The sequence below is a fragment of the Maribrevibacterium harenarium genome (assembly GCF_006385675.1).
Classification (GTDB): Bacteria; Pseudomonadota; Gammaproteobacteria; order Pseudomonadales; family Marinomonadaceae; genus Marinomonas; species Marinomonas harenarium.
In genome coordinates, this window is record NZ_VFRR01000039.1 from 19,987 (window position 1) to 31,137 (window position 11,151).

At 46.6% G+C, this 11,151-nt stretch carries 11 protein-coding genes, 1 tRNA gene and 1 pseudogene; 11 read left to right on the top strand and 2 right to left on the bottom strand.

The annotated features are described in order from the left end of the window. The first annotated feature begins 797 nt into the window (after positions 1-797). The 6 genes and pseudogenes from FJM67_RS14185 (at position 798) to FJM67_RS14210 (ending at position 6,470) form a co-directional block, all read left to right on the top strand. Positions 798-2,614 (top strand): annotated as a pseudogene (locus FJM67_RS14185) (putative bifunctional diguanylate cyclase/phosphodiesterase). 97 nt (positions 2,615-2,711) lie between these two features. Continuing rightward, the gene (locus tag FJM67_RS14190) at positions 2,712-3,668 is read left to right on the top strand and encodes a 2-hydroxyacid dehydrogenase (protein ID WP_140590579.1); all 957 of its coding nucleotides are present in this window, start codon (positions 2,712-2,714) and stop codon (positions 3,666-3,668) included. Positions 3,669-3,705: 37 nt separating this feature from the next. Further along, a complete protein-coding gene (locus tag FJM67_RS14195; RefSeq protein WP_235890079.1) occupies positions 3,706-3,963 on the top strand; it encodes a 5-carboxymethyl-2-hydroxymuconate Delta-isomerase in 258 nt (85 codons plus the stop codon). 188 nt (positions 3,964-4,151) lie between these two features. Further along, the gene (locus FJM67_RS14200) at positions 4,152-4,721 is read left to right on the top strand and encodes a hypothetical protein (protein WP_140590582.1); all 570 of its coding nucleotides are present in this window, start codon (positions 4,152-4,154) and stop codon (positions 4,719-4,721) included. A 157-nt stretch (positions 4,722-4,878) separates the two neighbouring features. Next, the gene (locus tag FJM67_RS14205; protein ID WP_140590585.1) at positions 4,879-5,394 is read left to right on the top strand and encodes a phosphatase PAP2 family protein; all 516 of its coding nucleotides are present in this window, start codon (positions 4,879-4,881) and stop codon (positions 5,392-5,394) included. After that, positions 5,391-6,470 (top strand): MJ1255/VC2487 family glycosyltransferase, encoded by a 1,080-nt coding sequence (locus FJM67_RS14210; protein ID WP_140590588.1) that lies wholly within the window; start codon positions 5,391-5,393, stop codon positions 6,468-6,470. Before FJM67_RS14205 ends, FJM67_RS14210 begins: the two co-directional genes overlap by 4 nt. 54 nt (positions 6,471-6,524) lie before the next feature. On the opposite strand, the gene FJM67_RS14215 is transcribed toward FJM67_RS14210, so the two are convergent. Next, entirely contained in the window at positions 6,525-7,421 is an 897-nt protein-coding gene (locus tag FJM67_RS14215) for a dienelactone hydrolase family protein (protein WP_140590591.1), read from the bottom strand. A 135-nt stretch (positions 7,422-7,556) separates the two neighbouring features. Here FJM67_RS14215 and folM point away from each other — a divergent pair, with 135 nt between their 5' ends. The 5 genes from folM to FJM67_RS14240 all read left to right on the top strand — a co-directional run bounded on the left by folM (position 7,557) and on the right by FJM67_RS14240 (position 9,986). Then, positions 7,557-8,285, top strand: a complete 729-nt coding sequence (gene folM / locus FJM67_RS14220; RefSeq protein WP_140590594.1) for a dihydromonapterin reductase — start codon at positions 7,557-7,559, stop codon at positions 8,283-8,285. 45 nt (positions 8,286-8,330) lie between these two features. Next, entirely contained in the window at positions 8,331-9,017 is a 687-nt protein-coding gene (folE, locus tag FJM67_RS14225; protein WP_140590598.1) for a GTP cyclohydrolase I FolE, read from the top strand. Between the two features lie 70 nt (positions 9,018-9,087). Next, a tRNA-Leu gene (locus FJM67_RS14230) sits at positions 9,088-9,172 on the top strand. Between the two features lie 267 nt (positions 9,173-9,439). Beyond that, complete coding sequence (locus FJM67_RS14235) at positions 9,440-9,694, top strand: type II toxin-antitoxin system ParD family antitoxin (RefSeq protein ID WP_140590601.1); 255 nt, start codon at positions 9,440-9,442, stop codon at positions 9,692-9,694. Next, entirely contained in the window at positions 9,684-9,986 is a 303-nt protein-coding gene (locus FJM67_RS14240) for a type II toxin-antitoxin system RelE/ParE family toxin (RefSeq protein WP_140590604.1), read from the top strand. Before FJM67_RS14235 ends, FJM67_RS14240 begins: the two co-directional genes overlap by 11 nt. A 122-nt stretch (positions 9,987-10,108) precedes the next feature. Here FJM67_RS14240 and FJM67_RS14245 read toward each other — a convergent pair whose 3' ends face one another. Further along, entirely contained in the window at positions 10,109-10,900 is a 792-nt protein-coding gene (locus FJM67_RS14245; protein WP_235890080.1) for an ABC transporter ATP-binding protein, read from the bottom strand. Positions 10,901-11,151: the final 251 nt, after the last annotated feature.

Consider the following 11,151-nt stretch of genomic DNA (forward strand, 5'->3'; position numbering starts at 1 on the left):
TATTTCAGCAAAACATTTACGGGTTCGGTTGCCCAGGGGGTGAGCTAGATCACCAAATTAGGGTTTATTTGCCAATACAATAACCCCATGTTTTACTTTCTATAAATTTCTGTAATTATTTGATAAGTTATGTATCGTCCTAACGAGGCTAGGGCCATGCAATCGATGTATATCCTTGGTCAATTTGGCTAAGCTCTGTAAGGAATACTATGGGACTCGCAATCGCAAAATCTCTCTATATGAAACAGGCCATAGCAACCATGCTACTGGCGATGATTTTGAGCCTCTCCCTTAGCCTAATTCAAGCGATTACCAGTATTAACCACGAACAGAGTAGGATAGACGATGAATTCTCGCGTTTGCTGACTTTGGTAGAGCAGCCTTTGGCTCAGGCACTATTTCGAGTTGACCGAGTCTTCGCCCAGCAACAAGCCGACAGCCTACTGTTTCATCCTGCAATCGACAGCGTTGAAATAAAAGACGAATATGGTGATACCTTTGCCATATCCTCTTCTGCCACCAGTGTGAAGGGAGTGCCTGATTATCTGGTAGACCTCATGTTGCCAGAGGCCATCATACTCACGCGTACCTTGGATCTGAAAAGCCCCGCAATTCACTTAGGTGATATTAAGGTCACACTGGATCGACAATACCTAGTACAGCAAATTGTCAGCTTCAATATTGGTCTTCTGGGGCAAAATTTGGTTAAAGATATGCTGTTGGCCTCTCTTATCTCCTTATTGTTTTACTTCTTGGTAACGCGACCTTTGCAGCAATTAACTGGCTCACTAGCACGCATGAGTCAAAATGTTCATCAACCTCTGCCGCCATCATTCTATCGCTCACATCGGCGCGACGAGCTTGGCCGTCTACGGCAAACTTTTGAGGAGTTATGGGGGAAGCTTTCCACTGCTTTAAACGCCTTGGAACGCAGTCATCAACATTCCAAAGCCATCATAGATAATGCGGCCGATGCGATTATCGTTGTCGACGACAAACTGCACATTTCACTAGTGAACTCTGCTGCGGAAAAGTTGACTGGCATGTCCCTAGCACAACTGCGGCAAATACCACTAAGTGAGTTACATCGTGATGATATGTGGCTTGCCCTAGACGAACTCATTATTGATATGCCGGTGGATACGACGTTAACCGTCGAAAGCTTATTTAAAGGGGCGCAACAGGACGTATCAGTCGAGATTCGTATTGCCAAATACATGAGTAGCGACAAAACCGAGACGATTTTATTGATTAGGGATTTGTCCGAGCGCAAAGAGGCGGAAGAGCGAATCAATCGCTTGTCTTTCTACGATTCCTTAACACGGTTGCCAAATAGACGCTTATTGACAGAGCGGCTACAAAAGCAAATTGGTAGCATGCGAGAAGGGGAAGCCGGAGCGCTGATTCTGTTGGACTTGGATCGATTTAAAACGATCAATGATTCCCTCGGACACAACGTGGGTGATCAGTTGCTAGCGCAAATTACCGAGCAACTGATTCCAATCGTGCCAGATAAGGTTACTTTTGCTCGCATGGGTGGAGATGAGTTTGTCTTTCTTTGGCCTAAGGTCGACGGTGACTTAAGTGAAGTGAATACCCAGCTAGTGCATTTTGTGCAGTCGGTATTAGCCCGTTGCGCCAATGTCAAATATGTGGCGGGGCATGAGTTACACGTTACGGCGAGTATTGGTATTTCCTATTTCTCCAGCGCTATGCATTCTCCGTCTGCGGTATTACGACAAGCGGATACGGCTCTTTATAAAGCCAAAGAAACTGGGCGTAATACTTTCGCGTTTTATCATGCCGATATGCAGGCTCGCTCTGATGCGCGGCTAAAATTAGAGCACGCGCTACACAAAGCGTTAGCCAATAATGAATTTGAGGTGTTTTATCAGCCGCAAAATGATGAACAAGGTGGGCTTATCGGTGCGGAAGCACTGTTGCGCTGGCGTAATAGTGAGCTAGGCTTTGTCTCCCCAGCCACGTTTATTCCGGTTGCTGAGGAAATTGGTTTAATCATCGATATTGGTCGCTGGGTGTTGCAAGATGTTATTCGTCAAGTATCCCAGTGGACCGAGCAGGGCATATGGCAACCCCATTGGCGTATGTCCATTAACGTGAGCCCTTTACAGTTCCAGCATCCTGGGTTGGTGTCAGATATACAGGCATTTCTGCAGCAATATGACGTTCCGGCTAGCTTGATTGACTTAGAAATAACGGAAAACATGCTGCTCGCGGATTTGGAAACCTGCTTAGCAAAATGCATGCTTTGCGCGATATTGGTGTGTCCCTATCCATTGATGATTTCGGTACTGGCTATTCGTCACTGAAGTATTTGAAATCCTTGCCTATTGATCGCTTAAAAATTGATCAGTCTTTTGTCCGAGACCTGCTGACAGATGCGAGCGATGAAGCCATTGTGCTTGCCGTAATCGCAATGGCTAAGGCATTGGAGTTGAATGTTCTGGCAGAAGGCGTAGAAACAGAAGAGCATTATCAGCATCTGGCCCACATCGGGTGTCTCAGTTATCAAGGCTACTATTTCGGACGTCCTTGTTCTGCCAGTGAGTTTCAAAGTAACTTTATCTTTCAAGGCTATACCAACCCAGTCTAATGTCAGCGCCTTGGGCGATGATTGGACTGTTACATATTGGCTGCTATTCCTCCTTCTGCTATGGTCAATGGCCAATCTGCCATGGTAGTAATGTCTTATGTTTTTTCGTGCCCCGATTCCCTTTGTCAGTAGTCTTAGCACCCAAGAGGAAAGAGACTGGCTTATTGCCTTATCTAAAGCTCTTCCCGAAGAGGCGGTATTGCCCCTAGAAAAATTGTCTGCCGCCGAAAGAGCCATGGCAGATGTTGCTATCGTGGCTAATCCTGATCCCACCATGCTGATTACGCTGCCTAATTTGGTCTGGGTGCAAAGCGTATGGGCTGGGGTGGAGAAGCTGGTATCTGCCATGAAAGATCAGGGATCGCCCCTTATTGCTCGGCTGATTGACCCGGAACTGAGTAACACTATGGCCGAGGCGGTTTTAGCTTGGGTCTTATATTTACATCGTGATATGCCCGTATATTGGCGCCAGCAGCAAGATATAAACTGGCAACCCCAGCCATATATCCCAGCGCGGGAGCGTACTATCGGTTTACTGGGTATGGGCCAGTTAGGTAAAGCTGCGGCAGCTCGTTTGCAGGAAAATGGTTTTTCCGTGATTGGTTGGCGCAAACAACCAGCCACAGAACAATTGGGTATTCCCTGTTATAGCGGAACCGATGGTCTCAAAGAGGTACTGGGGCAAGCGGATATTCTTGTGGTGCTATTACCCTTAACAGCTGAAACAGCTGGCCTATTGGATCTGCAAACATTGCAGCAACTTCGTCCAGGGACGCGTATTATTAACTTCGCGAGGGGCCCGATTATTGATGAGGATGCGTTACTTATGCTGATGATTACTGGGCACATCGCCCATGCGGTATTAGATGTGTTTAGTTACGAGCCATTACCTCGCAGCCACCCATTTTGGCATCATCCGAATATTACCGTGTTACCTCATATATCCGCCCCGACCAGCCGCCACAGTGCAGCCCAGATAGTAGCTAACAATATTACGACTTATCGCCACTTGCGGATGTTGCCGGAAACGGTGGATTATAGTCGCGGCTACTAAGCTAGATTTCCCAAAATATCAATAAAAGGAAAGCGCTATGCCCCATTGCATCATCGAGTACAGCCAGAACTTAGCCCAAGAAATCTCGCCGGAAGATTGGTTAGAAGCAGTCTTCGATGCCTGTGTTGAATCTAAGTTATTCGATATCCGTGATATCAAAGTCCGTGCGGCTCCCTTTAAATACTTCGTTAGCGGCGGCGATGAAGATGCCTTTGTGCATGTGAACGTTAAAATTCTATCTGGCCGAACGCCGGAGCAAAAGATCAACTGGCAGATATCGTGTTGGAAAAGTTGACCGACTTTGGTTCTGAGCTGGTGAGCTACAGTGTTGATATCATTGATATGGAACGCCAGCATTACCGTAAACAGGTATTGATGTCTGACTCAGGTAAATAGGCTGTAATCAGATTGTCATCTGTGGTTATTAAAACTGTCATAGAGAATCTTTAGGGTAGTTAGCAATACAAACCTAGGAGATTCACGATGAAAAAAGTACTAATGCCATTGGCCGCTGCGATTACTGCCGCTACTTTGTTGACTGCCTGTGGTCAATCTAATGTAAAGGAAAACATGGATACTGCAGCGACTGAAGTAGCCTCTATGAACAACAATGACCTGTATGAAGTTCATGAAGATGGCCGTATTTATGTATTCGATGATCGTGCTACCTACGAAAGTTTCCTTGAAGTTGGCGAAACCTCTTACCGTAAAGTGCGTATTGGTGCGGGTCCTAAAGGTGAAACAGTCGTATTTGGTTTGACCGACGCCGACAAGAAGAAAATGGAAGGCATTGCCAGCGTAGATATGTTTGATGGCAAGCTAGCTGGCAGTGACGATTTTTACGGTGAAATGCGTGCCGAAGGTCGTATCTATGTGTTCGGTTCACTAGAGGAAATGGCTGCTGCACGTGTCGTTGGTGAAGTGCCACTACGTTATACCGACATCGGCTCTGGCCCTAACGGTGAAACTGTTGTTTATGCGTTAAACAACGACAACAAAAAAGTAAAACCTGAAGCGATGATCGCTAAGTTCAAGGCGATGAACGGTTTATAAGGTCCGCCTTTGATATCCTGATAATATCAGGATTTCCCAAAAAAACGCCCCATATCTCTGGGGCGTTTTTTTGTCATAAAAGCATCACTCAATTGCCAATAAAGTGACACTTCCCCTCCTTAATCTAAAGCTTAAGAGCACATTAAGGAGATCAATCATGAACCTACTAACCAGCATCCATAATATCGATGTTCAGGCCTTTTATTGGTTTATGGCGCGCAAGCATCGGGTGGCCATGACGCGTCTTAGTCGCATCGTCTCTCGCACGGCGGATGGTCCTCTGTATCTCGTGATTGCTGGTATTTTCATTTGGCAAGGGCAAAGTCAGTGGGCGTGGGTGCTAGCCTTTGGATTTACCGTAGAACGGGTATTGTATTTCATATTAAAGAAAGGTTTTAAACGTAATCGACCCGCAGATATTTTGGATGGCTACACCAGTGTGATTCGACCTTCCGATCAGTTTTCCTTTCCATCTGGACATACCTCTGGGGCGTTTTTTATGGCTTTTTGCCTGAGTGAATGGTTCCCTGGCATGCAGCCAGCCCTGTACTTATGGGCGACTCAAGTCGGTTGCTCGCGGATTTTTTTAGGCGTTCATTTTCCAACCGATACCATGATGGGGGCGGTGTTAGGGTCAAGTTGCGCGTTGTTGGCGTTTGAGGTGCTAGCATGAGAATTCTGTACGGTGTTCAAGGAACCGGCAATGGTCATATAACTCGAGCGCGGGCGATGGCAGAGGAATTTGCCATGCGCGGGGTAGCGGTTGACTATGTATTCAGCGGACGAGCGCCAGAAGACTATTTTGATATGGCCTGTTTTGGTAATTACCGAACTTTTGAAGGCCTTAGTTTTGTGGCAAAAGATGGCAAAGTCAGCCTTTTGGCCACTTGTCGTCGCGCTAGTATTTTGCAGTTTACCCGGGATGTTCTAAAACTCGATCTTTCTCACTATGATCTGATTCTATCGGATTTTGAACCCATTACGGCATGGGCAGCGAAAAGAGCAGGACGCACTTGTATTGGTATTGGTCACCAATATGCGTTTGGAGCGGAAATCCCCAAATATACTGGTGATAGTATTGGTGCATGGATTTTGAATCATTATGCCCCGGTCTCAACATCTTTGGGGGTGCATTGGCACCACTTTGGCTATCCCATCTTGCCGCCAATTATCCAGACTCATGTGAGCGCAGGGTCCAAGTATTTCACAACCGATGATGTGTTGGTTTATCTCCCTTTCGAAAGCAGTGATGAGGTTATGGAATGGCTAGAGGCTTGCCCTCAATACCGCTTCCGCATGCATTGTAAAGACATTGAACCGGGGCGTTACGGCAATGTTGAAGTGTATCCCTTCAGTCGCGATGGTTTTCAAAAGAATTTGCAGGAATGTGAGTCGGTACTTTGTAATGCCGGTTTCGAGCTAAACTCGGAAGCATTGCATCTGGGACGACGTATTTTGGTGAAACCTCTACACGGACAAGTGGAGCAGCTTTCCAATGCTATAGCCTTGGAGCAACTAGGCCTTGCTAGAGCCAGCGCTCAACTCAGTAGCGGTGTCATAACGCGTTGGTTACAAACCAGCAAAATTAGCCAAGTGACCTATCCTAATGTGGCAGGCAGCATCGCGGACTGGCTATTACAGGGTGCCCAGCAACCCATTGAGATCTTGTGTGAGCAGTTGTGGTCACAAGTACCCTATGCCAGTGGCCTCGATTTTTCCTATCCGCGTCCCTTTGCCATTGCTGGCTAGTGCTTGTTACCGATAAAAAGCCGCAGCCTAACTGGTAGGCTGCGGCATTAGGGGTTAGTTTAGGTGCTGTTTAAAAAACTCTAAGGTTCGTTGCCAAGCTAATTCAGCACTTGCTTCGTGGTAGCGGGCGGTAGAATCATTATGGAAGCCATGATTTACCTTTGCATAAGTAAATGCCTGATAGGGCACTTGCATCTCATCTAGTTTCATTTGGTAATCTGGCCAGGTGCCATTCACGCGCTGATCCAATTCGGCAAAGTGAAGCATAATCGGTCCCTTTATCTGACTCATATCGCTGGTTGGAGGCGTGCCGTAAAAGGGGACTGCCGCTTGGATATGATCCGGTATTGTGGCGGCTAGCTCATTCGCAAGATAACCACCAAAGCAAAAGCCAACAATCCCTACTTTGCCAGTGACGCTTGGGTGGGCATGTAAGAACTGCGCCGCTGCCTGAAAGTCGGCGACGATTTTATCCCGCTCAAGGGTGCGTTGCATGGTGCGGCCATCGTCATCGTTGCCAGGGTAGCCTCCAAGTGAATGCAGTGCGTCCGGTGCAAAAGCGATAAAGCCAGCTTTGGCTAGGCGCCGTGCCACGTCTTCGATATAGGGGTTAAGTCCACGGTTTTCATGGGCCACTAGCACAGCGGGGGCACTAGCCCCATCAACGACGGCTTTCGGCAAAACTAGGTACCCTTTGCCTTCTCCATACCCATTCGGGGAGGAAAACAACTCATAAGTCGCTTTGATGGCTGCATCGTTGAAGGAAACTTGCTCCGCTTCTGCATAGTTGGGGGTCAAAGCGGCGGTAACGCCCGCTAATGTCACGCCCATAGCAGATAATGTGGCAAGGCGACTAAGAAATGTACGACGATCAATATCCCCGTGGGCGTATTCATCATACCAGTCAAATGCTTGTTGCGGGATGATCACCCCTTTGTCACTCGTTTTCATGCTCTCTCCTAGGCGTTTTTATTGGTAATTAACAAAACTTGTACGATCTTATCTATAAGATAGACCACTGGTGTGATCTGGCTATTACATTGACTCGTATCAATAAACAACATAACCCAGAAGGCCTAAACGAACATGCGCACAACATGCCCAATTATCGTTACCGGCGGAGCCCAGCGGCTTGGTTTAGCTATTACCAAGTTCCTTTATGACCAGCATATCCCCGTAGTGGTCACCTACCGACGCCCAAAACCCAGTGTTGATGCATTGATTGCGGCCGGAGTGAGATGTCTACGAGTGGACTTTTCTCACACCAATTCCGTGACCGAGTTTATTGCCACGATCAAGCAAGACTATGGTGCGCTACGGGGGATCATACACAATGCCTCTGAATGGCAGGCAGAAGAAGACGCCGATGATATTTCCAAGTTGATGGAGTGTATGTGGTCAGTCCATGTGGCGACCCCTTATCGCATTAACAGTGAGTTGGAGCCATTGCTCAAAGCTGGCGCCGAGTTGCTGCAAGAGCAAACCGATATTATTCACGTGACAGATTACGTCGCCGAACGTGGCAGTGATAAGCATATTGCTTACGCAGCCAGCAAAGCGGGATTGGCTAATTTAACGTTATCCTTTGCGAAAAAGCTGGCGCCACAAGTCAAAGTAAATACCATTGCGCCTTCTTTACTGATGTTTAAACCAGACGATGATGAAAATTATCGTCAAAAAGCCCTAAGTAAATCCCTTTTGCAGATAGAACCGGGTGAACAAGAGGGGGTAGCAGCGGTACAATACCTACTAAACAGCCGCTACATGACTGGACGCACAATCGCCTTAGATGGTGGAAGGCATTTGGCTAAGTAACTCTATTCGCACATTTTGCGGCGACTAAATATAAAGGTACAGGTTATGACAACTGTAATCGCAGAGAACACCACAACACGCATTACCCCAAACCTTAGCGAGGAAGCGGCTAAAGTACGAGCAGCTTTACTTAAGCATGGCTTGGAAACCCCGATGGTTGATAACGAGCTAACCACGGAAGAGAAATACCAGCGAATCAAAGCCTCATTTGAAGATATTGTCTTTACCCTAGGGCTTGATTTGGGTGATGACAGCTTGGCGGAGACGCCTCACCGGATAGCCAAAATGTATGTCAAAGAGATTTTCTCTGGTCTGGATTACAGCCAGTTCCCGAAAATCTCAGTGATCGATAATAAAATGAAAGTCGACGAAATGGTTAAGGTTAATGACATCAGCTTTACCAGTACCTGTGAACATCATTTCGTTACCATTGATGGTTTCGCTAAAGTCGCATATCTACCGAAAAACAAAATTATTGGTTTGTCCAAAATTAACCGAATCGTGCGTTTCTTTGGTCAGCGTCCCCAAGTGCAAGAGCGTTTAACTCAGCAGATTTTAATTACCCTACAGACTTTGCTGGAAACCGATAATGTGGCTGTGAGCATCAGCGCAACCCATTACTGCGTGAAAGCTCGCGGAGTGATGGACGCTAGCTCATCTACTCAAACTACAGCCCTTGGTGGTTTGTTCAAACGTAGCGATAAAACCCGTGGAGAATTTTTAGCGAACTAAAAAAGTGATATTTTCGCTAAAAAAGATGTTGACGCGTTATATGGCTTATATATAATGCCCCACATTCCAAGCGGGAGTGGTGGAATTGGTAGACACGCTGGATTTAGGTTCCAGTGCTTCACGGCGTGAGAGTTCGAGTCTCTCCTTCCGCACCATATACGAAAAAGCCGACTGACATCAGTCGGCTTTTTTTTGTTTCAGCTCTTCGAAATCTCTAGTACTTTTCGCCTACCATCAGAGATTTGCTCTACGGACAAATTACATATCAAGGCCGGCTATGCGGTTACGACGAGCTGCCACTGAAGCACTACAAAAAATCATTCATTCTGATCCTGAGCTGCAACTGGCTCGAATTAATCGGTGGCAAATTGACGAAACTACCAACTATTGGTAGTTTTTAGGGTGACAGAGAGGGTTTCATCATGCCGACCACTAGTATTGATTTAGGTGATCACTTCACTAAATTCATTTCAAATCTAAAAGAAACAGGCCGCTACCGTAACGCTAGCGAAGCGGTTCGTGCAGGTTTGCGCTTATTAGAAGAGCAGGAAGCAGAATACCAAACCAAACTGGAAAATCTGCGGCAAGCTTTGCAGGCTGGAGAAGAGAGCGGCGAAAGTACGCTTACCCATACCCAAATTATTGCCCAAGCGAAAGCTAAGCTGAATGGTCAATAAAACATACACCTACTCAAAGCTTGCTGCACAAGATTTGATTGATATTTATCTCTACACTGCACAGATATGGGGTCAGCAACAGGCCGATATTTACGACGCAGGGCTAGAACATATGGTGGGTTTATTGGCAGACAGTCCTGGTATTGGACGTAGCTGCGATGATATCCGAGCGGGCTGTCGTCGTTTCGAGCATGAGCATCACATCATCTTTTACCGCCAACGTAAAAACGATATTTTCATTATCCGCATTCTACACAAATCAATGGACATAACTCGGCATATCTCAAGCTGACTATGAAATAGTCCATCATTAAAGGCTGATTCAAAAGGGCTACATAAACCTGACTGAGTATGTTCTTGGGACTTTAATAAGTCGGCTTTTTCCGTTTCAGGTCTTTGACGAGGCCTAGAATACTAGGCATCGATCCAAAGACGATAAAACCCATTGCGTTGTTGCAGTTCGACTTGCGTGTTGTATAAATGGGACAACAGTTCACTATTCAGCACATCTTGTTTCTCCCCATCGGCGATGATCTTACCGTCTTGCAGCACAATTACTCGCTCTATTTCTGGAATGATTTCATCCACATGGTGAGTGGTGAGCAGCAACCCATGATCCTGCTGCTGGCAATGTTCTCGCATTAACTTGAGCAATTGCGCGGTAGCGCGGATATCTAGCCCGTTGGTGGGCTCATCGAAAATCAAGGTGCTGGGGTTGTGAATCAATGCACGTCCTACTAGCAAGCGTCGCCGTTGCCCGGTGGATAACGCATCGAACAAACTATTGCGCTCGGTGCCCATGCCTACTTTATCTAGCATGGCTTCCGCTTGTTGTATTTGGACTTCGCTTGGCTGCAAGTGGCCGTGACTGCCAACAGCCCCAAAAAAGCCAGATAAAATCACCTCAATCCCTGTGGTGTAAGGGGTATATTGATCTTGAAGATCTTGAGAGATGACCCCCAGTTGCTCCCGAAGGGACCAAATGGTGAAACGTTCTTTACCGAACAGTGCCAGCCGGCTGTCGTCACGATCAAGCGGATAAATTTCTCGTGTGATGAGCTTTAAAAAGGTGCTCTTTCCAGCACCATTGGGTCCGAGAATGGCAACTTTTTCTCCAGCATGGATGGTGAGATTGAGTTGTTGAAATACTGGGTGATCACCGCGAAAAGCGCTGATATTGTCGAGTTCAATGATTGGTGTAGCCACCTTGCTTCTCCATTAGGGATAGCTCCCGTAAGTACTGAGCCCATCAAGGGTATGATATGGGCAGTACCTTACACGCTTTGTGGAAAGAGCGAAATAACCAAGTCTGTCGGCTAATTGGAAAGGGTTTGCAACTGTTGCTGATTTTATGTTACTGTATATATATACATAGTAATATATTGGTGTAAATGAAGCTTTCAGATTGGGCAAGAAAACAAGGAATAAGCTATCGTACCGCATGGAACCAGTTTCGT